Genomic DNA, 23,279 nt, shown 5'->3' with positions numbered 1-23,279 from the left:
CCTGAGGGCGAAGCTCATGCACTTTCAATTGATCATCCGGAATGGCGATATCATCGACGGCACCGGCAACGCGCGCTTTGCCGCTGATGTCGGCGTGAACGACGATCGTATCTCGGCGATTGGTGATTTGTCGGCGGCGAGCGCGGACACGACCATCGACGCGACGGGAAAGATCGTCGCGCCTGGGTTCATCGACAGCCATACGCACGACGACGCCTTCGTGCTCACTCACCCCGACGTCACGCCGAAAGTCGTGCAGGGTGTGACGACGGTGATCGCGGGCAACTGCGGCATCAGCCTCGCACCGCTTTCCGCGCATGCCGTTCCGCAGCCGCTCGACCTGCTCGGCGCGCCCGAGTGCTTCGCCTACGACAGCTTCGGTGCCTATCTCACCGCGCTCGAGCATGCGCCCGCAGCCGTGAACATCGCGGCGCTGGTCGGCCATTCGACGCTACGCGTGCGGCATATGAGCGATCTCGCGCGCGAAGCGACTGCAGACGAACGCAAGCGCATGGCCGCCGACGTCGAAGAGGCGATGCAAGAGGGCGCGTTTGGCGTGTCGTCGGGCACGTTTTATCCCCCGGCCGCATCCGCGAGCACGCAGGAACTGATCGACGTCTGCGAGCCGCTCAGGCGGCATCCCGGCGTCTTCGCCACGCACTTGCGCGACGAAACCGCGGACATCGTCCCGTCGATGGAAGAGGCTTTCGCCATCGGCGGAGCGGTCGGCGCGAACCTCGTCCTCTCGCATCACAAGGTTGCGGGCAAGGAAAACCACGGTCGCTCGACGGAAACGCTCGCGCTCATCGACGCCCAAAGCGAGCGCCAGCCGCTTTGTCTCGATTGCCATCCGTATCCCGCAACGTCGACGATGCTGCGCGCGGACCGCATTCGCCAGTCGTCGCGCGTCATGCTCGCCTGGTCGACGCAGCGTCCTGAGCTCGCAGGCAAGGACTTCGCGGAGATCCTGCCGCTCTACGACGGTTCGATCGAAGCCGCCATCGAGGACCTGAAGCCCGCAGGCGCCATCTATTTTGTGATGGACGAAGAGGATGTGCGCCGCATTTTCAGTCACGAGAAAACGATGGTCGGCTCCGACGGCCTGCCCAACGACACCGCGCCGCATCCGCGCCTCTGGGGTACGTTTCCGCGCGTGCTCGGCCATTACTCGCGTGAGCTCAAGCTCTTTCCGCTCGAAACCGCCGTGCGCAAGATGACAGGGCTCACCGCGGAGCAATTCGGGATCACCGGACGCGGACACGTCGCCGAGGGTAGCTACGCGGACCTCGTCGTGTTCGATCCCGACGAAGTCATCGACCGCGCGACGTTCGAGGAACCGAAGCTCGCGCCCAAGGGCATCGAACACGTGATCGTGAACGGCGTGCCCGTGCTTATGCGCGGCGAGCCGACCGGCGCGCGACCGGGGCGCGCGCTGCGCCGTATTCCCCGATAACCTCCAGCCGATCAGAGACCGACATGGCCACTCCTCATCAAGCAACGCCGCAGTCCGCCGTGCACGCCGTGCCGCCGGCCGACGCCGTTTATCGCAAGGTGACGCTACGCGTCATTCCAATTATCCTGCTGTGCTACTTCTTCGGTTATCTGGATCGTGTGAACGTCGGTTTCGCCAAGCTGCAGATGATGAGCGACCTGAGTCTGACTGAAGCGGCATACGGCGTCGGCGCGGGACTCTTCTTCATCGGCTATTTATTGCTTCAGGTGCCCGCCGGTTACCTAGTGAAGCGCATTGGCGTGCGCGCGTGTCTCGGTGGCTCGCTGATTGCGTGGGGAATCGTCTCCATCGCCACACTTACGACGGGCAACCACACTGCGTTCTTTGCGCTGCGCTTCCTGCTTGGCCTGACTGAAGCGAGCTTTTTTCCGGCGGTCATTGCGTACCTCAGTCTGTGGTTCCCGTCATATCGTTTAAGCAAGGTGATGTCCCTGCTGTTTCTCGCGATGCCGCTTGGCGTGATCATCGGCGGGCCGCTGTCGGGCTGGATCATGGACGCGACACATGGCGGTTGGGGAATGAACGGCTGGCAGTGGATGTTTCTGATTGAAGGGCTGCCCGCTGTCCTGCTCGGCTTCATGCTGTTCAAGATTGTCGTTGACCGCATCGAGGATGCGAAATGGCTCTCGCCTGAGGAGCTCGCAACCGTGAAGCGCGATGTGGCGCGCGAATCGTCGGGCAAAAAGCATGCACTTCTGCCCGCGCTCAAAGAGCCGACTCTCTGGCTGCTCTGCGCGATCTCTTTCCTTTACAACGTCGGCAACTACGGTCTCGTCTTCTGGATGCCGACTATGGTGAAGGCGCTCGGACATCTCACGAACTTCCAGACTGGCGTGGTGAGCGCGATCCCGTATCTCGTTGCCGCTGCCACGATGGTACTCAATGCCCAGCACTCCGTTAGGACGAAGGAGCGGCGCTGGCACACGGCCGTGCCCGTGTTCATCGGCGGCGTCGCGCTGATCGGCAGCGTGGCGGTATCGAACGCGCCGGTCGCTGCCGTCGCATGCCTCACGGTCGCCGTCGCGGGCATCATGAGCACCCTCGCGATGTTCTGGAGCCTACCGTCGCGCATTCTCGCAGGCACGGCCGCCGCGGGAGGCGCGGGGCTCGTGAACGTCGGCGCGGCGGTCGCGGGCTTCGTCGGACCGTCGATCATGGGCTTTCTCAAGCAGGTGACCGGGAGCACGACCGTCGGCGTCGCGCTCCTCGCAATCACGCTCTTTCTCGCGGCGCTGTTGATCCTTACGATTCCGGCGCGCTACATCAAGGCGACGCATTGAGTTGCCGCGTGCGATTGTTGACAACATATGTTGTAATGTGGTTAGAATTATAAATCGCGTGTTGCGCACGTCCTTCACACCCAGATCCGCACCAAAGGCGAAATTACATGACCACGGTATTTCATCGCGCGCCGCGCGCCAGCCTGCCCATCGCCGTGCGCGGCGACGGCATAGAAATCGTCGATTCGACCGGCAAGCGCTACATCGACGCGTGCGGAGGCGCGGCCGTCTCGTGTCTTGGGCACAGTCATCCGCGGGTGATCGAAGCCATTCAGCGACAAGTGCAGCAGTTGCCCTACGCACATACATCGTTCTTCACGACCGAGCCTCCCGAAGCACTCGCCGATCTGCTCATCGAAGCCGCGCCGGGAAGCCTTGGCCACGTCTACTTCGTGTCGGGGGGCTCAGAAGCGATGGAAGCGGCGCTAAAGCTCGCGCGTCAGTATTTCGTCGAGAAGGGCCAGCCCGAGCGGCGGCACTTCATCGCGCGCCGGCAGAGCTATCACGGCAACACGCTCGGAGCGCTCGCCATCGGCGGCAACGCATGGCGTCGCGAGCCGTTCCTGCCGATTCTGATCGAAGCGCATCACGTGACACCCTGCTTCGCCTATCGCGAACAGCAAGCGGGCGAAACCGACGAAGCCTTCGCGCAACGTCTCGCCGACGAACTTGAAGCGAAAATCCTTGAACTCGGCGCGCAATCGGTGGCGGCATTTGTCGCAGAGACGGTCGTCGGCGCGACGGCGGGCGCGGTGCCGCCTGTGCGCGAATACTTCCGCAAGATTCGCGCGGTCTGCGACAAATACGGTGTGCTGCTGATTCTCGACGAAGTGATGTCCGGCATGGGCCGCACGGGCCACCTGTTCGCTTGCGAGGAAGACGGCGTTTCGCCCGATATCCTCGCGATCGCGAAAGGTCTCGGCGCGGGCTATCAGCCGATCGGCGCGACGCTCGTCAGCAACGAGATTTTCAATACCATCGTCGGCGGATCCGGGTTCTTTCAGCACGGTCACACGTATATCGGCCACGCGACGGCGTGCGCGGCGGCGCTCGAAGTGCAGAAAGTCATCGCCGAAGAAAAGCTGCTCGACAACGTGAAGGCGCGCGGCGAGCAACTGCGCGCGCAGCTGCACGAGCGGCACGCAAATCATCCGTTCATCGGCGATGTGCGTGGGCGCGGCCTCTTCACCGGTGTTGAGCTGGTGCAGGATCGCGCGAGCAAAAGCCCGTTCGATCCGAAGCACAGACTGCACGCAATCATCAAGAGCGAGGCGATGAAGCGCGGCCTTATGGTGTATCCGATGGGCGGCACTGTGGACGGCCGCATCGGCGATCATGTGCTCATTGCGCCGCCGTTTATCACGACCAGCGCGCAGATCGACACGATCGTCGAGCGCCTCGCAGATGCCATCGACGGCGCGCTCGGCCTCATCGACGTGAAGGCGGCATGAACGTCGCCGCCCTGAAAGCATGGGCGGCGACGCTCGACATCGCGCTGCCCGACGCGTTGCTGCCCGGCGTTGAATCGCTGCTCGACTCGATGCACGCTAGCGCGCGGGCACTTGCCATCGCTCACGACGAAGCGGAACCCGGCGATGATGCAGAGAGCGCTTGACATCGCCGCGGATGTGCGCGCACGAAAGCGTTCAGCCGTCGACGTGACGCGGGAAGCGCTCGTTGGCATCGAACGCGCGAACGCCTCGCTCAACGCATTTCATCATGTTTTCGTCGACGAGGCGCTCGAACAGGGAATGCGTATCGACGCGCTCGTCGCGCAGGGTATCGATCCGGGACCGCTTGCCGGCGTGCCGTTCGCGGCCAAAAGTATTTTCGATATTGAAGGTCACACGACGATCGCCGGCTCGCGCGCGCGGCTCCGCACACCGGCCGCGATCCGCGACGCCGACGCGATCGCACGGCTGAAGCGTGCCGGCGCGGTGCTCGTCGGCACGACGAACATGGACGAGCTCGCGTGCGGCGCGACCGGCGAGAATCCGCACTTCGGCCCGGTGCGTAACCCACACGATGTCGACCGCATGACGGGCGGGTCGTCGGGCGGATCCGCTGCCGCTGTAGCCGCGCGATGCGTGCCGCTCGCACTCGGCAGCGACACCAATGGCTCGATTCGCGCCCCCGCCGCGCTGTGCGGCGTATGGAGCATCAAGCCGACTTTCGGCAGGCTGTCGCGACAAGGCGTGCTCGCTTACGCCAGTTCGCTGGATTGCATCGGCGGCTTCGCGAACAATGCCCGAGATCTCGCCGCGCTTTATTCGGTACTCGATGGCGATGCATCGGACGAGCGCGAATCGCGTGTGAGAGTCGGCATATTGAGCGGGTACTTTGAAACGTACGCATCGCAACAAGCATGGGACGCGGTGCTGGAAACAGCATCGCTCATCGGGTCGCACGAATCGATCGACATGTCTGAGGATGATATGCAGCTCGTTCGCGGCGCGGCGACGATCGTCTCGAACGTGGAGGTAGCGACCGCGCACGCGGAGCTGCTCGACGCACCCGAAGACACCGTCTCGCCCCGCCTGCGCACGCGCCTCCTCGCCGGCGCGTTGAGTCCGGCCGCGTGGTACGCCCGTGCGCTAAGCTCTCAGCGGCGCTTTCGCGCGAGCATGGCGCGGCTCTTCGCCGACTTCGACGTCCTCCTCGCGCCGAGCACGCCCTTCGCCGCGCCGGGGTTCTCTGACGCTACTATCGCGGTCCGAAATCACGAACTGGAACCCGCGAAGCATCTCGGCATGCTGACCCAGCCGGTTTCCTTCGCCGGCCTGCCTGTCGTTACCGCTCCCGTTTTGCGCGACGGTCATATGCCGGTCGGCGTGCAGATCATCGGCGCACAATTTGACGAGGCCGCGTGCTTTGCGGCCGCACGACGCATCGAGCAAGGCCTCATGCACATCTCACGGACATCAATCGAATCATGAATAAACGACTTCCCGACTTCCAGATCGCCACCGCGTCCGGCGAACAGAAGGCTGTTTTGGAGGACATCCTGAGCGGCCCGCGCGGCAATCTGAACGGGCCGTTCCTCGGCTGGATCTTTAGCCCGGAACTTGCGCAGAACGCGCAGAAGCTCGGCGCGTTCTGCCGCTACAATACCGGCCTGCCGCTACGCCTTTCCGAACTCGCGATTCTCGTGACCGCGGCGCGCTGGCGATCGCAGGCGGAATGGCACATTCATCATCCAATCGCGCTCGAAGCCGGCCTGCCCACCGATGTCGCCGAAGCGCTGCGCACAGGGAAAACGCCGACTTTCGCCGATGCCGACGACAAGATCATCTTCGATTTTGCCACCGAGCTCTACGACACGAAGCGGGTAAGCGACGCTACATACGACGCCGCTGTCGCGCGCTTCGGTCTAACGGTCGCCGTGAATCTCGTCGGGTTGCTGGGCTACTACGCGCTCGTAGCAATGACGCTCAACACGTTCGGGATGCGCGCTGAGGGGCAGACCGATCTGCCCTTCGCGGAGTGAAGCCGGTTCGCCGACGCGTTACTCGAATGCCTTGTCGTTCGGCTCGTCAAAGAGCTTCTGCATCGTCCCGCTCATCGGGAATTCAAAATTAATGTTCTTCGGCGGCACCGGTTTCGTGAACCACTTGTCATACAGCGTCTTGATCTCGGGGCTTCTCATCACTTGGCTCATTGCATCGTCGACAAGCTTTTTGAACTCCGGGTCGTCCTTGCGCATCATGAAGCCGTAAGCCTCCGATGACTGCGGCGTGCCAACCAGCACCCAGTCCGAGGGCTTCGCCGTCAGGGAGCGCGTGCCGGCGAGCAGAACATCGTCCATCATGTAAGCGACTGCGCGGCCGGTTTCAAGCGTCGCGCGTCCCTCGCCATAGTCCTTCGCGCTGATGATACTCATGTTCATTTTCTTTTCTTCGTTCATCTTGCGAAGAATGCGCTCGGACGTCGTGCCCTGATTCGTCACGACGGTTTTGCCCACGAGATCGGGAAAGTCCTTGATGCCGGAGTCCTTCCTCGTGAGCAGACGCGTCGTCGCGACAAAGAATGTGTCCGAAAACGCAACCTGGTTCTGGCGCGCCGTGAGATTCGTCGTCACGCCGCATTCAAGATCGATCGTGCCGTTCTGTACAAGTGGGATGCGGTTTTGCGACGTCACTGGAATGAAGCGCACGCGCAAATCGGGGTGCTTCGTCTTCACCTTCACCGCGTCGATTACCTTGTTGCACAAGTCCTGCGAAAACCCAACGACATTGTTATTGGTATCGACATACGAAAACGGCACGGATGTTTCTCGATGGCCGACCGCGATCAGATTCGTGCTTTGAATCTTGGCAAGCGTCGGCTGACTGCCTTGGCCGTAGCTTGTCCCTGTGACAAGCGAGAGCGCGGCAAGCGCGAAAGCTGATGTGAGCAGTGGCTTTGTTTTCATAGACTACCCGTCTGATGTGGATGATACATATGTTGCCATGAAAAAAAATACAGCTACATATGTATTTACCCATAGTTCAGTGATCGCGCCGACTGTCCTATGGGTTTCACTTCAATCAAACGCCGGCGGCGCTGCTCGGCCTCGTCGGGAGTACAAGAGGTGTTGTGCAGTTGGAAGGCGGCGACCTGACGTACGTTCACTCACGCGCCAGTTCAACCGCTTGAGTGATTGAGACGCGAAGGAAGGCGTCCGCAGTGTTTCCTGCATGCAGACTGCGGGGGATACGCTTTGCGTTGCGCACGCCGTAATGACCGTAAGCATCCGTTTGCGGCCACCAAAGTCCGACGGTTGCAAACGGCAGTTAAGGGTCCACCTTGTGTGAAAACGCACGCTCATCGCCTAAACTGAAGTAACGCATTCAGGTCGGGCGGGCACATGAAGCGATTCGTTGAAGGCGAAGACCGTAAGCAAGCTGTTTTGCTGCCCGAGTATCTGGAGGACTATGTGTCCGACGACAATCCAGTGCGCATTGTCGACGTCTTTGTCGATGAGCTCGATCTTCACGACCTCGGCTTTGACGGAATCGCTCCCGCAACGACGGGACGCCCCTCATATCATCCATCTGTACTGCTCAGGATTTACATCTACGGCTACCTGAACCGCATTCAGTCGAGTCGGCGTCTGGAGCGTACTCATTCGACGTCGCCTTATGAAGGAACACGAGCATCTTCCAGGGACCTCCAAAAAACAAAATGCCCGCAAAAAAGCGGGCTTTTTGACCAACATCATCCAGTAATCATCCGGATCTATTTTTATGGTGCCCAGGAGAGGACTCGAACCTCCACGGTGTTGCCACCGCTAGGACCTGAACCTAGTGCGTCTACCAATTCCGCCACCTGGGCACGTCTTCAAGCTAGACCGCTATTTTAGCGGGATGATGCAGGGTGTCAATCCCCGCTGCAAACAAACGCCGCTATTACCGCCACCGACAGGGCCTCGCAGCGAAGCCCCCAACGCAATATGCGGGAACCGCAATTCACCATGCGCGTAGCCCCCGATAAACCGCTTTGCGGACCCGCACCGAACGCCGACGACCGGCAATTGGATCGCATGGCCACAAAAACGCCTCGCACAAAATTAAAGCCGCCCAATGCCACATGGCGGCTTTAATTTTGAATCTTGGTGCCCAAGAGAGGACTCGAACCTCCACAGTGTTGCCACCGCTAGGACCTGAACCTAGTGCGTCTACCAATTTCGCCACCTGGGCAGGTGATGAACAGCAAAGACCGCCATTATAGCGACAGAATGGAAGCTGTCAAGCGTTTCTCAAATCTCGCTTAAACAACCCGCCGACGAGGCCGCGCGGGCTTCCCGGCGACTATTGACGCCCCGCGTGGCGCGCGAGACGGGTGTTAGAATGCCTCGCAGTAGTTCGTTGGCACGGTGCACAAGCCCGTCGGACTCAGCCTTGAACGAGCCGGACCCGAGAGAGTCTTTTCAGTGCAACGGCAGGCGCGATTCATGCGCGCTGCAAACGCTTCTTAAGCCGAGCCACATCGCCGACCGACGTCCATGCAACGAGAAAAAATCATCGACAAGCCCTTGAGCAAATTTCCGTATCCGATTCCGAGCCGCGAGGAAATCCTCGGCGTCCTGCGTACGAGCGAAGCGCCGCTCGCCGCCAACGACATCGCCGAAGCCCTGTCGATCAAGCGCCAGGAGCGCGAAGGATTTTTCAAGCGCCTGGGCGCGATGGAGCGCGACGGTCAGATCCGGCTCGATCAGCGCAATCTCTATCAGCTAACTCATCCGTCGAACTTCGTCGCGGGCCGCGTTCAGGGCCATCGCGACGGCTACGGCTTTCTGATTCGCGACGACGGCCAGGACGATCTGTTTCTGCCCACCGCCGAAATGCAGAAGGTCATGCACAACGACCGCGTGCTTGCGCGCATCGTCGGCTATGACCGGCGCGGGCGGCCGGAAGGGCATATCGTCGAGGTCACCGATCGCGCCAACAAGCGCGTGATCGGGCGCCTGCTCAACGAGAACGGCGCGCTGATCGTCGCGCCCGAAGACAAGCGCATCGGCCATGACATCCTGATCACGCAGAACACCAAGAAGGCCAAGGTCGGCCAGGTGGTGGTGGTCGAACTGACCGATTTTCCGAGCCGTCATTCGCAGCCGCTCGGCCGCGTGGCGGAAGTGCTCGGCGATATCGACGACCCGGGCATGGAAATCGAAATCGCCGTGCGCAAGTACGGCGTGCCTCACGAGTTCAACCAGAGCGCGCTCGACGAAGCCGCCAAGCTGCCCGACGAAGTTCGTCCCGCGGACGTGCGTCATCGGATCGATCTGCGCGACGTGCCGCTCGTCACGATCGACGGCGAAGACGCGCGCGACTTCGACGACGCTGTCTATTGCGAGCCGGTCAAGGTAGGCCGCGGCGACGGTTTCCGCCTGATCGTCGCGATCGCGGACGTCTCGCATTACGTGCATCCGAAAAGCGGGCTCGACGCAGACGCGATCGAACGCAGCACGTCCGTCTATTTCCCGCGCCGTGTGATTCCGATGCTGCCGGAAAAACTGTCGAACGGTTTGTGCTCGTTGAATCCGCACGTCGACCGTTGCGTGCTCGTGTGCGACATGATCGTCACCGCGCGCGGCGAAGTGAAGGGGTATCAGTTCTATCCTGGCGTGATGCATTCCGCCGCGCGTCTCACCTATACCGAAGTCGCCGCGGTACTGAAGAACACCAAGGGTCCTGAAGCCGCACGCCGCGCCGCACTGCTGCCGCAATTGCAGAATCTGTACGGCGTGTACAAGTCGCTGTTCGCCGCGCGTCAGAAGCGCGGCGCGATCGACTTCGACACGACCGAGACGTACATCGTCTGCAATGCGCAGGGCAAGATCGAACAGATCGTGCCGCGCACGCGCAACGACGCGCACAAGCTGATCGAGGAATGCATGCTGGCCGCGAACGTGTGCGCCGCCGACTTCCTCAAGCGCAACAAGCATCCGGGCCTGTTCCGCGTGCATGCCGGACCGACTGCGGAAAAGCTCGAGAATCTGCGCACATTCCTGCGCGGCATGGGCCTCACGCTCGGCGGCGGCGACAAACCCCATGCAAGCGACTACGCCGCGTTGATGGCGCAAATCCGCGACAGGCCCGACGCGCAGATGCTGCAAACCATGCTGCTGCGCTCGATGCAACAGGCTGTGTATAGCCCCGACAACATCGGCCACTTTGGCCTCGCGTACGAGGCGTATGCGCACTTCACGAGCCCGATCCGCCGTTACCCCGACCTGCTTACGCACCGAGCGATCTACGCGATCCTGCAAGGCCGCAAGTATCAACCGGAGCCGGCACAAGGCATCACGCTGAATACCGCGCTGTCGCCGCGCGCTCGCGCAATGCAGCAGGCCGACGAAGAAAAGAGCGGCCGCTCGCGCTCGAACAACGTGGCGATCTGGGAAGAGCTCGGTCTGCATTGCTCGGCCAACGAGCGCCGCGCCGACGAAGCCTCGCGCGATGTCGAAGCGTGGCTCAAGTGCTATTTCATGCGCGACAAGCTCGGCGAAGAGTATGGCGGCATGGTGAACGGTGTCACGTCGTTCGGCATTTTCGTGCAGCTCGATTCGCTCTTTATCGAAGGCCTCGTGCACGTCACCGAACTCGGCTCCGACTACTTCCAGTACGACGAGATCAAGAACGAACTGCGCGGCGAGCGTACCGGCATTCGCTACCGGCTGTCGGATCGCGTGCGCGTGCAGGTAAGCCGCGTCGATCTCGACGCGCGCAAGATCGACTTCCGCCTCGTGCGCGATACGCCGATCAAGCCGCATCCGGTCCGCGGCGTCGCTGCGGCCGAGAAGTCATCCGGCGAAAATGGCGGCGCGCGCGTGCGCGCATTGCCGCCGGTAGAAGGCGCCGCGGTGGCGCCGGGTGCGCGTCGCAAGAAGGCGGCGCCCGCACAAAGCGCCGCCGTCAAGGAAGCACGCGCCGCGCGCGCCGCCGCGAAGAAACATGGCGCGGCGCCCAAACCGGCATCCAAGCCCGCGGTGCGCAAGAAGCGCTGAAGCCGTCTCGTCGCTTGAACCGCGCGCAAGCGGGTACGTACAAACGTGCCGGTTGCGCGCGGTGTTCGTTTGATCCGCTTCGTTTGATCCGCGGTTAGCGCGGGCTTTATGCACTGATTTCATGTGCCGGTTTCATGCGCACGCTTCATGCACGGGCCGCACACGCTGGCTCGATCGCGGACAGGCACACATATTCATCACAGCAGCGCGGCTTTCATGCCGCGCTCAATCAAAGGTTGTATCAGTCATGGCACGTCACAAGGTTTTATACGGTTTCCACGCAGTCACCGCGCGTATCCGGCACGATGCGTCGACCGTCGAAGATGTTTATTACGACGCGACGCGCAAGGACCGTCGCATGACCGAGTTTCTGCACGTGGCGAAGGAAGCGGGCGTACGTCTGATCGCCGCCGACGAAACACGTCTGTGGGGTCTCGCGCACACCGAGCGCCATCAGGGCGTGGTGGCGCGCGCGGGCGACATGCCGCTCGCGCAGAACCTCGCCGAATTGCTCGACGGCATCAACGGTTCGCCACTGATTCTGGTGCTGGACGGCGTCACGGATCCGCACAATCTGGGCGCCTGCCTGCGCGTCGCCGATGCTGCCGGCGCTCACGCGGTGATCGCGCCGCGCGACCGCGCGGTCGGCCTGAATGCGACTGCCGCGAAGGTGGCAAGCGGCGCCGCTGACACGGTGCCGTACATCACCGTGACGAACCTCGCACGGGCGTTGCGCGAACTGAAGGACGCCGGCGTCTGGGTGGTGGGCACGGCTGGCGAGGCCAGCAAGAGCCTCTACGAGACGGAACTCGACGGTCCCGTTGCACTCGTGATGGGCGCCGAAGGTGAAGGCATGCGCCGCCTCACGCGCGATACCTGCGACGTCGTCATGCAGATCCCGATGGCCGGCACGGTGGAAAGCCTGAACGTATCCGTGGCAAGCGGCGTATGTCTGTTCGAGGCGGTCAGGCAGCGGGCGGTGAAGAAGTAATTCCGGCCGGTTGCCAGGCCTTACTCCGGGTAAACTAGGGCCTTTCACTGCTCGCTCCCGCATCCTCATGACTCAAGACGAACTGAAGCAACTGGTCGGCCAGGCCGCCGCCGACTACGTCCACGCCAGCGTGCCCGAAGGCTCGGTAATCGGCGTCGGCACCGGCTCCACCGCGAACTGTTTCATCGACGCGCTGGCTGCCAACAAGGCGCGCTACCGCGGCGCGGTGTCGAGTTCGCTCGCCACCACCGCGCGCCTGCAATCGCACGGCTTCAAGGTGCTCGATCTGAACGAAATCGATTCGCTGCCGGTGTATGTGGACGGTGCGGATGAGATCGACCACAGCGGCGCAATGATCAAGGGCGGCGGCGGTGCGCTCACGCGCGAGAAGATCGTCGCGTCGGTGTCGGACGTATTCGTCTGTATCGCCGATGCCACCAAGCTCGTCGATACACTCGGCAATTTTCCGCTGCCAATCGAAGTGGTGCCGATGGCGCGCACCGCAATCGGCCGCCGCGTGACCGCGCTCGGCGGTGTGCCGGTAGTGCGTGTCACGAAAGAGGGCACGCCGTTCATTACCGACAACGGCAACGAGATCATCGACGTCAAAGGCCTGCGCATTACCGATCCGCGCACGCTCGAAATGCACATCAATGCGTGGCCCGGTGTCGTGACAGTTGGACTCTTCGCGGGGCGCGGCGCAAATCTGTGCCTGCTCGGCACGGACACCGGCGCGCAAACCATCGAATACCGCAAGGACTGAGCAACGCGCGAGCGTGTGTCAGGCAGGCTCGCACGCGTTCATCGTCTATTCGGCGGCACGCGTTCTAGCGGCTCGGCTGAGTGTTGGCCGGGCTCCTCCGGGCCGCTGCATTTTCGCCGTCAGCGCGTCCATCATCCGCTGCAAACACTGATCGACTGAGCGCTCCGCTTGCGCTTCGATGAGCGCCTGTTGCGCAAGGTGCTGATCGATGAGCAAGTGCGGGATCTTTGCGGGCACAACGATTGCGTCGGCGAGCGCCGCCGCTTGCCAGGTTTTACGAACCAGCCGTTGCGGCATGCCGCACGATCTTCGTCCCCCGCCCGCCACTGCCGCGTTCACACGGCGGCCCGCGGCCATGCCTTCGACTATCACGCGTCCGCAACGCTCGGGTTCCCAGGCGAATGGCGATGATCAATTATTCGCATCCCGTCGCATGTCGAATGTGGGCATGCGCACACGCAGCAAACGACGCGACACATACACTCGTTGTTAAGCCCGGGAGGGGTTGACTGAGGATGGGAGATCATGAGAGTTGCGATCGTGCACGACTGGCTGGTCGCACCCGGCGGCGCGGAGGACGTGATCGAGCAGATCATCGAATGCTTTCCCGACACCGGTCTCTTCAATCTCGTCGACTTTCCCGAAGACCGCCGTCCGCTGCGCGGCAAACCGGTCACCCTCTCCTTCATTCAACGCATGCCGTTCGCGCGACGCCACTATCGCGCGTATTTGCCGTTGATGCCGCTCGCGATCGAGCAGTTCGATCTGACGGGCTGCGATCCGATCATCACGAGTTCGCATGCGGTTGCGAACGGGGCGCTCGTCGGCCCGGATCAAACGCATGTGAGTCATGGGCATTCGCGGATGCGTTACGCGTGTGACCTGCAGCATCAGTATCTGCGCGAAGCACGATTGACGCGAGGGCCCAGGTCGCCAGCCGCTTGCCGTGCGAGCGCCGAGCGATTTTCGGCGGCCGTGTTTCGCCGCGCGTTCATAGCCGAGGTCACGCGCACAATCGCGGCGGCGGTCTTGCGCAGCGAGAGCGGCGGTGGAGCGGGTCGACGCCGATCTCATGACCGACGAGTCGAACGGCCGGCAAAGCCGGCGTCACAGAGCAGTTGGGGGCGATGAGCCGAGGCTTTCGCGAGCTTGCTTGCTCGGCAAATCCGTCCCGTTTCAGCAGGGCAGCACCATCAAACAAGCCGTCCGGGCGATGCCACCCGAGCGGCGATCGGGGGGAGGCGCCGGCGTGGATCATGTGCCGCCTCGATACGACATACGACGCAGGCGGCAACCGGTAACGAATTGTCGCGGCGATTCATTACAACAGGCAGTCGTTATTCGTTCGTCATCCGATGACGCATGCGAAGCACGACCTTTGGACGAGGAAGAATTAAACTCATGAATGCCGATCGCCTTCCGGGATCTTTTCCCGACATCACTCAAAGCTGGGCCGCGCTGCAAGCCCAGTTGCCCATTACCCCGATTCGCAACGAGCACGACTACCAGACGATGGTTCAGCTCGCCGGTGCGCTTGCCGATTACCTGAACGGCAAGGAAGACGATCCGCTTGCCGATCTTCACGCAATCGTGTCGGAGCTCGTGCGCAACTGGAAAGTGCGGAATGTGACGCTTCCCGATGCGGAGCCGCGCGAGGTGTTGCGGCATCTGCTGGAAATACACGGCCTCAAGCAGAAGGACCTGATGGGCATCGCATCCCCGACCGTGGTAAGCGACATCCTCGCGGGCCGCCGTTCGATCAGCAAGAAGGTTGCGAAGGCCCTCGCACAGCGTTTTCAGACGGACGTGAGCGCGTTTTTATAAAGCAGCAGCCGGGCGGCGCGGACGTTGTGCGATCAACCGGCGCTGCCGTTTTCACTGAAGGCGTGTCGTTCGCGTTGCCTCGGCGGCTTTGATGCCGCCGGTGGCACGTCTGCCGAAGCCTTAACGTTCCAATCGTCCATCGCGCGGCGCAATAAAAAAGGCCGCGCCTTCATGTGGCGCAGCCCGCAACAGACTACCGCTTGCAACGCAAGCTAGCCTGTCTTGCCAGTGTCGTTCGGATCGACCTTGGTGTACGTGTACGCATAAGCGTAGTCATACGTATTGTTCTTGTTGTGACTCTTCCGCGCCACTCTCGCCAGCATCGAGCTCGAGGCTTTGTCGCGCCAGGTTTCGTACACGCCGAAACCTGGGAACGTCAGCAGCACCAGTGCGCAGTTGAACGCAATCAGCAGACGTTCAGTGTCCGGCAATGCGGTGAGCGTCGAAAAAAGCGCATCCACTGAGCGAGCAGGCCCCACGCAATCACGAAGAGTGCGTCGAGGCATCGAGAAGTATTCCTGAATATTATTGACTCTGCGATCTAGTCCAATCGCGCCGCGTTTTATTCGACCGTCTCAGCCTGGCGCAGACGCGGCAGAAGGCGATCGAACTCACGCTTGACGAGGCCATAGCATTCGCACGCGCGGGCTTCGAGCCCCTTGCGGTCGAGCACCTTGATGTGCCCGCGGCTATGATGGATCAGGCCTTCGTCGTGCAGCTTGCCGGCCGCTTCGGTGATGCCCTCGCGGCGCACGCCGAGCATGTCGGCGATCAGTTGCTGCGTCACGGTCAGATCATTCGACGCGACGCGGTCCACTTCGATCAGCAGCCAGCGGCACAGTTGCTTGTTCAGTGCGTGATGGCGGTTGCATGCGGCGGTCTGTGCGACTTGCGTGAGAAGAGCGTGCATGTAGAGCAGCATCAGGCGGCGCAGAAAATCGGAGCGGGCGAATTGCTGTTTGAGGGCCTGCGCGCTCATCCGGTACGCGAATCCGGCGCATTGCACCTGCACGCGATTTGGCATGGTTTCGCCGCCGGTGAGCACCGGCACGCCGGTCATGCCTTCGCGGCCGACCGCGGCGATTTCCACCGAGCTGCCGTCTTCCATCGTCGAGAGCATCGAAATGATCGCGGTAGTGGGGAAGTACACATGATGGATACGTTGGCCGGAATCGCACAGCAGCTGCTCAGTGCGCAGATGAACCAGTTCGAGATGCGGAGCAAGTGCTTGCCATTCGTGGGACGGCAATGCGCCGAGCAAATGGTTACCGTGCAGATCTGATTGAAGTGTCAACATGATCGGTCCTCGCGTGAAGCCGCGGGTCTCGCGTCTTCCTGTTTTTGATCCGATTCCTGCACCCTTTGTTAAACCGTGCGCTGCGTTATGAACAGCGGAGGATGAACAGAATCGGCCCCGTATTAGCTTGATGCGCCGCCGCGCCGTTTTCGTTGCTCCCCTACGGCGCCGCGGTGTTGCGTTCCTCTATTAGCGAGGACTGTGCCAACCATAGGGAGAAGCCTGACAGGTGCGACGCGGCGTCGACGTCCGGGCAAATCCGCCTACTTACATACGGCTTTTTGTTTCAATTCTGTACATCGGCCGGCCCGGCGGCCTAGGTTCCAGGCGCTGTTTTTATACGAGCCAAGTGCTTGATCCAATTGAGTTCGCCGCGACTGACAGCGGCTTTGCGCGCAAAGCGCCAGGTTCGACCCGGCCTTTCCAGACGCGCTTTCACGCCGCGTCCGGGATGTGCCGGAATTGATTCAGATGTGTTCAACGCTCTGCGTTCGCTGCCGTACGGTTCATCGTTTATGGTTTTCAGAAGTCGCAAGAAAAACAACAGTGATGGGCCGCTCCAGACAAATTCGTTCGCGCAACGCGTGGTTTTACGCGGGTTGCGAAGGCATCGGCGGCAGAAGGTGCGACTATCCGTAGAACGTGGGGGACGCGGCATTGAGCGCACGGACCTCGCCGGCGGGTGCCGCATATGTTGCGTCAGCTTTAAAGCCGGCGTTGGATGTGCGCGCAACCAGCGCGCTTTGCGATGCAAGCGGTGCGAGCGGAACAAGCGGCACGACACACGGGCGGTTCGGCGGAAGGTGAAACCAGTTGTGCGCGGCGCGGTAGTGCGAATCAATGATATGAACGAAGCGCGCGAAGCGCTGAGCTTCTATCACCAACTGCCAGCCGTCTGGGGTGCGCTCGGCCGTCACGCTCAGGCCGAGATCGTGACGCTCGGCAATGCGCCGCTCCGGTAAATGGAATGCTTCAGAAACGATTCGCCCGCTCGCCGCATCGCGTAGTGTCGCGATCGTCACGTCATGCGCGCGCGGGCCGAAGCGGTACGCATGCGTCAGGTCGAAGAACTGACCGAGGCACGCGGCAGCGGCGATGCGCGCCGTGCAACGCGGTGCGAGGTGCATCGCGCGGCTCGCCGCGGCGACCTTCACGCCGCCGTCGCGCAGGCACACGAGCTCCAGTTGCGCCGACAACGTTTCGGCGCGCTCATTGATCAGGTGGATATCGAGGCCGTTGAGGCCTTCGTCGGTGAGGAGCACCTGTATGGGTTGGAGCACGCGCGCGAGGCCGTAGAGCGCGCTTTTGGGCCGTCCTGTGGCGTCGATCAGCCCCCAGCCGGCGCCGGTCCGCAAATCCTGTAGCTGCCAGACGAGTCCGCCGCCGCAGCCAGATCCGGTGCTGCGCCATTCAGCGAAGACTTCACCCATCAATTCGGCTACGACCGCCCGCGACAGGTCCAGATAGCGCTCCGGGTCTTCGTAACGCAGGCGCGCCGGCTCAATGCCATAAAGCGTCTGGAGATAGTAGTCGCGCACGTCGTCGAAGTCCCAGCCGGCGCCGGGATCGCGCGGCACCGCGGCTTTCCAGCGCGGATCGTGTGGACGGATTGCGCCAGACCCTTCATGCAAGGTGGCGTCGTCGGGCACATTGGCAAAGGCGAGGCACTCGGCGGCAAAACGCACCTGCGCGCGGCGCACATCGTCGAGCGGCCGTTGATATGCGCCCACGCCATAGTAATGAGTGATGCCTTCATTAGTCGAAAACGGCCACACGCCCGTCGATGGTGAGTTGCAGACATAAGGCACGTCCGGCCGTTCGTGCGCGACGATCGCGGGCAACTGTTCGTCGAATAACGCTTGCGCGCGCAGCGAAGGCGGCAGCCCGAACATCGCGGCCTGCTGATCGGCCTCACTGCCGCCGCACAGCACCGCGAGCGCAGCGAAGCGGCGCGTGCGGGCGAGAAACTGCGTGGCTTCGCATTCGATGGAGGCGCGGAAGGCCGCATCGTTCGGATAGTCGAAATTCGCCAATGCGAAGTCTTGCCAGATCAGCACACCGTATTCGTCGGCGAGCGTGTAGAACATCTCCGACTCGTACACCATCGTGCCGCCCACGCGCAGCATGTTCATTCCTGCATCGCGGGCGAGTTCGAATGCGTGGCGCAATTGCGCTTCGGTGCCGGTTAGCGTGACCAGATCGGCGCTCGTCCAGCACGCGCCGCGGCAAAATACCGGCACGCCGTTGATATGCAACTGGAAGTGCGTGCCCTGAGCGCCGCGTTCCACTTCGATCTCGCGAAAGCCGATCGAGCCGAGCGGCTGTGCGATTGCACCGCTGTCATCGAGGTGCAGCGCAAGTGGATATAAAGTGGGCGCCCCATGTGTGTGAGGCCACCAGCGTTCGACGCAGGGCACCCGCACGCTTCCCGTCAGCGTGCGGGCATCGCTCCATTGCAACGGCGAAACGTGGCCGCCGCAACTGAGCGAAGCACGGCTCGCGGCTGCATCGTGTGGATGAACGAAATGTAGCGTTAGCGAAACAATGCCGTCGTCGCCGTCGATCCGGCTCACGACATCCATGTTGTCGACGGCATGACGTGCATCGCTCAATAACTCAACGGGTCGCCACGGCCCGACCGCGTGCACAGAGGGACACCAGCCCGGCATGTGGCCGAGCAGGGTAGTGCGCACGTTGCGCAAAGTCGCTGGCGACACGAGCCGCGGCCGCCATCGCGCGCGCGAGCGTTTTGCCGCCAACGCTGGCGCCAAAGAGCGAAAACACAAGGCGAGCGTTGCACTGCCGTTCAGTTCGATGTCGAGATCGTGGGTGACGAACATCGAATCGGACTCGAGGCGTTTGATGCCGTCAAGCCAGACTTCAGCGATGGTCGCGAGTCCATGCATGCGCAAGCGCCGTTTGCCGCTGCCATTCAGCGTGACGCGATACCAGTGATCGTCGAAGGCGAGGGGATCGGGATGCGCCGCGTCGAAAAGACCCGCGGCGCGCCGCGCGCTCGCCACCGTGCCCGGCACGTGCGCCGCGAGCCAGCCGTCGGCGGGCAAGTCGTCCGGCGACGCGCATGCGCCAGCCGGCGTGCTCACGCATTCCCAGCCGGTATCGAGCCGCTGCGGCCAGATGTTTTCCGGCGCGAGCTCGACAGCGTGCCCGGCTTGCACCGGTTCCAAAGCCGGGCCTCCGGTTTGAGCACGCGCAGATGCAACGTCGAGCGCGGCAGCGGGCGAGCTGCCTATGTCATTCTGCGCGTGCGCCGGGCCAGTCGTCAGTGCATCCACGGCGGGTTCCTGAAGAGTCTCCGGAGCTCGCGGCGCATGCGTCACAACACGAGCGCGGCGAGCGGCGGCAGTGTCTGTTCATAAGCGCTTTCGAGCACGTCGAAGCAGTCGTCGCACGTATCGCGACGTCCGCGTGCGATCGCGCGCACGAGCCGGAACTGCATCACCATCGACTCGGACGCGATGCGCTGTGCGGCGGCGGGAATCGTCGCGGGAATGTCGAAGCCTTGCGCGCAAAGCCACAGCAGATACTTCGAGAGAAACTCGAAGTTTGCGCCGAGCTGACGCATCAGATTGAACGAGTACGGATGGAAGAACGCCTCGCCGCGCTCGAGCAGCATATCCAGATGCATGGGAAATGCGGCGCGCCATTCGGAGACCGGATTCCTCAAAGGCCGGCGGCCTAGATGTGCGCACAACGATTCCGCCGACGCTTCGGCGAGTGCCGTGCCTTCCAGCGCAGGCCGCGCCTGCTTCGCGAATTCGACGTAGGGGAACAGCAGATCGGGCTGCTGCGAGAACTGCGGCGACTTGCGGAACACGCCGTCGTAGTCCTCGCCGTCCAGCATGTGATAGCCGGTGTTGTGGAAATAGCCGAGGCGGCGCGCGTCGGGATCGATGAAGTCGATGCCTACCGTAGTCTTCGGATGCTCGCGGCGATACGACGTGGCGCGCGTGTTCGGCAAATAGAAGCCGTCCACTTCCACGAGCACGGTGTGGCCGCGCAAGGTCTGCGCGAGCACGCGTGCTTCCAGCGAGTCGTAAATCGCGAGTTCCTGGACCTGCGTGCCGTAGAGCCGCTCCAGGTCTTCGAGAGGGAACTTGAAGAACGTGAACTGATCGCCCTCGAAGTCCTGCGTGACGGTGAAGCCGAACGCGGCGCGGGGATCGAGGCCGAAGCCGTGCAGCAATTCGATCCACAGGTCCACATAGCAATTGGTTTCCTGCCATACGCGCTCGCCCTGGTGCAACGGGTGCGGCTCATGTCGACGTGGGCGCGCCTCGGTTGCGCGAAGTGCCGCGGCTTGCGACGAAACGGCGGCACCGTTAGCGGGCAATGCGCGTTGCCTCGGCAACTGGAACGTGCACGACGGGTTCTTCGGCAGTGGTGTCAGTGATGGATTCATGCGCTGTCTCCGGCGTCCGGTAAAGCGGCAGCCGCCGCCTGCGTCCGCATCCGCGCCATGCCGTGCGCGACGCGCGTTTCTGTATCGCCCCACAGCAGCGCGCGCACGTCGTCGGGCCACGCCTGGACGTCGAGCCCGTGATGGCGGAAGAGGGCGAGCGTGATGCGCTCCATGCCGAAGCCGACGCAGCCCGTATGTGCGACCGTGCCGTCTTCACAGGCGATCTTCCAGATTGCGCCGAAGTGATCCATGTGATAGTTGAACGACAGGCACGCGGTCTTGCTGCCCGGATTCGCGACCGGGATCAGCAGTTCGAACTTCAGCGCCTGCGCGCGTTGACTATCGGCGACGATCTTGCCGCCGCGCCCAAAGAATGGATCGTTGGCGAGATCCACTTCGACGGGCAATTGCAGCAGGGAGACGAGCAGCGAGCCGCGTTCGATCCACATCTGGCGGAACGCCATTACGTCTTGCGCGTTGCCGAGCCGCACATATTCGCGCTGGCGAAACATCTGCATGCGGCCAGGATCGAGCGAGGGCTCGTGGCGAAAACAATACGACAGCACGTCGACTGTGCGTCCGCCGACAGGCAACGGGCCGCGCCGCGCCATTACCGGATAGATCGGATAGCAGGCGGCTGGCGTCAGCACGATGCGGGTGGGCTTCTGCTGCGCCATCCACGCGTCGCTGCGATCGTCGTCGCTTTCGTTCATCGCGTCGTCGAGCGCTCGCAACAGGCGCTGGTGGCCCATGTCGTTACCGCAGAACGAGTGGATCGTGCCGGCGAGATCGGGAAAGCTCTTCAGATATTCGCTATCCTCGAAGTCCGTGCGGCGCATGGCCGGCGGAAAGCGCAATACTTCGGGATCCTGATCGGCTCCGAGGTGCGTGATGGCGACATTCAGTCGATCCACGACGTCCTCGAAAAGCTGGCTGCGGCCGTACAGTCCGTTCTCGCCTGTGTCGATCAGCAGGCCCGCGGCCAGCAACTCGTCACGAAAGCTCGGCGCAACGAGTTCATCGCCATTCGCTGCGGTGGTCAGTGCTGCGATATCGGTCATCTTATTCATCAGGCTCTCCCCGGTGCGGCGGGACGCTGCGCAAGCAGCAGGCTCGCCGTGTTCTGCGCGATGCGATCGTTATTGATCATGAGCGGTGCCGAATAGAGGTCGCGCAAATGGCGTCCCACGCTATACGGCGTGCCGTTCTTGTACCCGGCCATGCCGCAGATCATCATGACTTCGTGCACGATATCCAGTGCGGTCGTGGAGATGCTGGTCTTCAGCGTGTTCATGTCGGACGCGAAGCCGAGCATCGCGGCAAGCGGCGCGTCGGCCTGCGATTCGTTCAGACGTGCCGCATGCGTTGCACGCGCCGCGTCGAGCGCCACGGAAAGACGCGCCTGCATCATCTGCAACAGACCGACGGCTTGCGCGAGGCGGATGCCGGCGGGCGGAACAGCGCCGGGCTTCGAACGCGCCTGGGCCCGGAAGAACGCCTTCGCGCGATTCACCGCATCGACGGCCACACCCGTCCATACCGACGCCCATAGCGTGTGCGAGACCGGTAGCATGGTCTGGTCGGCGATTTCGGCGAACGGCGTCGGCAGGATCTGTTCGGCAAGTCCGCTGGCGACGAGCCTGAAGCCCTCGCTGCAAGTGCCGCGCATACCCATCGAATCCCACACGCCGCGTTTTTCGAGCAGCGTGTTTTCGCGTAACGCGACGATCAGCACCTGGTCCGCGGCAGCCGACTCGGCGGTGCGGCGTGCGGTGACCAGAATGGCGTCCGCATGCGCGCCATACGAAATCGTCGGAGCAAGCTTTTCGACGCGAAAGCGCTGACCGTCGAGCTCAACCGCGCAAGCGCTCGTACGCATATTGCCGCCGATCGTTTCCTCGGACGTTGCCGACGCCAACAGCCATTGATGCTCGGGTAGTTGCGCGAGCAACCGACGGTGCCACGGCGAGTCGCTGCCATGCTCGTCGATACACGCGACCTGGATCTGATGCATCGCATAGATCATCGCGGTGGACGCGCAGCCTTGCGCGAGCGTTTCGCAGATTGCGCCAATGTCGGCGAGCGATAGACCTGCGCCGCCGTATGCGGCAGGCACCATCGCCGACAGCAGGCGCTCGCGCTTGAGCGCCTCGAACGCCTCGCCGGGAAAGCGGGCGTCGGTGTCGACGCTGTCGGCGAACTGCGCGGCGATCGCGGCGCAGCGTTGCGCCGCCGCACGCCAGCCGGGCTCAGGCTCGATTGCGGTCAATGCCGCGGGTGCGGTGGATGCCGCCGGCGTAGCCGGATCTAGTAGCGGGGCGTTCATGCTGCTTTCGCCTGTTGTAGTTCCGTGACGGCGGCGGCCATCGAATCGATGCTCGAAAAGAGCCGGCGCGTGAGCATGCGGTCCGGAATCTCGACGCCGAATTCGTCCTCGATGGCCAGCATCAGATGCACGGTCGCGAGCGACGACAGGCCCGCGGCATACAGATCCGCGTCGTCTGCAAGGCTCTCTGGCGCTACATCGAGGCGGGCCGATTCGGAAAGGATGCGTCGCAATGTGTTTTTCATGGTGGTGTACCCCTCTGTTGTACAGCGGTCTCTTCACGTTCGCCGACGTAGACAAACGCATGTGATCGATTTTTGCGCGCAACGCAATGCGCTATGCGGTGCCTCGTATTTAAGAATCGGCAAAGCCTG

17 protein-coding genes, 2 tRNA genes and 3 pseudogenes are annotated in these 23,279 nt (G+C 62.5%); 12 read left to right on the top strand and 10 right to left on the bottom strand.

The genetic code is table 11. The features are described from left to right. Positions 1–16 precede the first annotated feature (16 nt). From F759_RS0105345 to F759_RS0105320, 6 genes are all read left to right on the top strand, one after another. A complete protein-coding gene (locus F759_RS0105345) occupies positions 17–1,453 on the top strand; it encodes an N-acyl-D-amino-acid deacylase family protein (protein WP_027798943.1) in 1,437 nt (478 codons plus the stop codon). 23 nt (positions 1,454–1,476) lie between these two features. Next, positions 1,477–2,793, top strand: coding sequence for an MFS transporter (locus tag F759_RS0105340; RefSeq protein WP_027798942.1), 1,317 nt, complete (start codon positions 1,477–1,479; stop codon positions 2,791–2,793). A gap of 107 nt (positions 2,794–2,900) precedes the next feature. Further along, entirely contained in the window at positions 2,901–4,244 is a 1,344-nt protein-coding gene (locus F759_RS0105335; protein WP_027798941.1) for an aspartate aminotransferase family protein, read from the top strand. Continuing rightward, positions 4,241–4,408: a hypothetical protein gene (locus F759_RS42815; protein WP_154670903.1), complete on the top strand. Its 168-nt coding sequence runs from the start codon at positions 4,241–4,243 to the stop codon at positions 4,406–4,408. The genes F759_RS0105335 and F759_RS42815 overlap by 4 nt, the downstream gene beginning before the upstream one ends. Beyond that, positions 4,389–5,729, top strand: a complete 1,341-nt coding sequence (locus F759_RS37255; protein WP_322787077.1) for an AtzE family amidohydrolase — start codon at positions 4,389–4,391, stop codon at positions 5,727–5,729. Before F759_RS42815 ends, F759_RS37255 begins: the two co-directional genes overlap by 20 nt. Next, positions 5,726–6,280: a carboxymuconolactone decarboxylase family protein gene (locus F759_RS0105320; RefSeq protein WP_027798940.1), complete on the top strand. Its 555-nt coding sequence runs from the start codon at positions 5,726–5,728 to the stop codon at positions 6,278–6,280. The genes F759_RS37255 and F759_RS0105320 overlap by 4 nt, the downstream gene beginning before the upstream one ends. An 18-nt stretch (positions 6,281–6,298) precedes the next feature. On the opposite strand, the gene F759_RS0105315 is transcribed toward F759_RS0105320, so the two are convergent. After that, the gene (locus F759_RS0105315; protein WP_027798939.1) at positions 6,299–7,204 is read right to left on the bottom strand and encodes a glutamate/aspartate ABC transporter substrate-binding protein; all 906 of its coding nucleotides are present in this window, start codon (positions 7,202–7,204) and stop codon (positions 6,299–6,301) included. Between the two features lie 435 nt (positions 7,205–7,639). Here F759_RS0105315 and F759_RS40615 point away from each other — a divergent pair. Further along, positions 7,640–7,900, top strand: a pseudogene (locus tag F759_RS40615) (transposase); the annotation flags it as partial. Between the two features lie 119 nt (positions 7,901–8,019). On the opposite strand, the gene F759_RS0105305 reads toward F759_RS40615, so the two are convergent. Further along, positions 8,020–8,106, bottom strand: a tRNA-Leu gene (locus tag F759_RS0105305). Positions 8,107–8,384: 278 nt separating this feature from the next. Further along, a tRNA-Leu gene (locus F759_RS0105300) sits at positions 8,385–8,471 on the bottom strand. Positions 8,472–8,776: 305 nt separating this feature from the next. Here F759_RS0105300 and rnr point away from each other — a divergent pair. The 5 genes and pseudogenes from rnr to F759_RS0105270 all read left to right on the top strand — a co-directional run bounded on the left by rnr (position 8,777) and on the right by F759_RS0105270 (position 14,859). Next, positions 8,777–11,281, top strand: a complete 2,505-nt coding sequence (rnr, locus tag F759_RS0105295; RefSeq protein ID WP_027798938.1) for a ribonuclease R — start codon at positions 8,777–8,779, stop codon at positions 11,279–11,281. A 247-nt stretch (positions 11,282–11,528) separates the two neighbouring features. After that, positions 11,529–12,272, top strand: a complete 744-nt coding sequence (gene rlmB, locus F759_RS0105290) for a 23S rRNA (guanosine(2251)-2'-O)-methyltransferase RlmB (protein ID WP_020065733.1) — start codon at positions 11,529–11,531, stop codon at positions 12,270–12,272. 67 nt (positions 12,273–12,339) lie between these two features. Beyond that, a complete protein-coding gene (gene rpiA / locus F759_RS0105285) occupies positions 12,340–13,035 on the top strand; it encodes a ribose-5-phosphate isomerase RpiA (RefSeq protein ID WP_027798937.1) in 696 nt (231 codons plus the stop codon). 525 nt (positions 13,036–13,560) lie between these two features. Further along, positions 13,561–13,977 (top strand): annotated as a pseudogene (locus F759_RS37250) (glycosyltransferase family 4 protein); the annotation flags it as partial. A gap of 459 nt (positions 13,978–14,436) precedes the next feature. Further along, entirely contained in the window at positions 14,437–14,859 is a 423-nt protein-coding gene (locus F759_RS0105270; RefSeq protein ID WP_027798934.1) for a helix-turn-helix domain-containing protein, read from the top strand. Between the two features lie 305 nt (positions 14,860–15,164). On the opposite strand, the pseudogene F759_RS40610 reads toward F759_RS0105270, so the two are convergent. The 7 genes and pseudogenes from F759_RS40610 to F759_RS0105230 all read right to left on the bottom strand — a co-directional run. Next, positions 15,165–15,385, bottom strand: a pseudogene (locus tag F759_RS40610) (undecaprenyl-phosphate glucose phosphotransferase); the annotation flags it as partial. Between the two features lie 36 nt (positions 15,386–15,421). After that, positions 15,422–16,156 carry a Crp/Fnr family transcriptional regulator gene (locus F759_RS0105255; protein ID WP_006048767.1) on the bottom strand — a complete coding sequence of 245 codons (735 nt, stop codon included), beginning with the start codon at positions 16,154–16,156 and terminating at the stop codon, positions 15,422–15,424. Positions 16,157–16,785: 629 nt separating this feature from the next. Continuing rightward, entirely contained in the window at positions 16,786–19,452 is a 2,667-nt protein-coding gene (locus tag F759_RS0105250; RefSeq protein ID WP_027798931.1) for a glycosyl hydrolase 2 galactose-binding domain-containing protein, read from the bottom strand. A gap of 41 nt (positions 19,453–19,493) precedes the next feature. After that, positions 19,494–20,579, bottom strand: a complete 1,086-nt coding sequence (locus tag F759_RS0105245; protein WP_027798930.1) for a DUF1839 family protein — start codon at positions 20,577–20,579, stop codon at positions 19,494–19,496. Continuing rightward, the gene (locus F759_RS0105240; protein WP_027798929.1) at positions 20,576–21,649 is read right to left on the bottom strand and encodes an amino acid--[acyl-carrier-protein] ligase; all 1,074 of its coding nucleotides are present in this window, start codon (positions 21,647–21,649) and stop codon (positions 20,576–20,578) included. Before F759_RS0105240 ends, F759_RS0105245 begins: the two co-directional genes overlap by 4 nt. Continuing rightward, the gene (locus F759_RS0105235; protein ID WP_027798928.1) at positions 21,649–22,905 is read right to left on the bottom strand and encodes an acyl-CoA dehydrogenase family protein; all 1,257 of its coding nucleotides are present in this window, start codon (positions 22,903–22,905) and stop codon (positions 21,649–21,651) included. Before F759_RS0105235 ends, F759_RS0105240 begins: the two co-directional genes overlap by 1 nt. Then, positions 22,902–23,150, bottom strand: coding sequence for an acyl carrier protein (locus tag F759_RS0105230; protein ID WP_027798927.1), 249 nt, complete (start codon positions 23,148–23,150; stop codon positions 22,902–22,904). The genes F759_RS0105235 and F759_RS0105230 overlap by 4 nt, the downstream gene beginning before the upstream one ends. Positions 23,151–23,279: the final 129 nt, after the last annotated feature.

It is taken from the genome of Paraburkholderia dilworthii, assembly GCF_000472525.1.
Classification (GTDB): domain Bacteria; phylum Pseudomonadota; class Gammaproteobacteria; order Burkholderiales; family Burkholderiaceae; genus Paraburkholderia; species Paraburkholderia dilworthii.
Note: the sequence above shows the minus strand (reverse complement) of the source record. Positions and strands in the feature narration are given on the sequence as shown.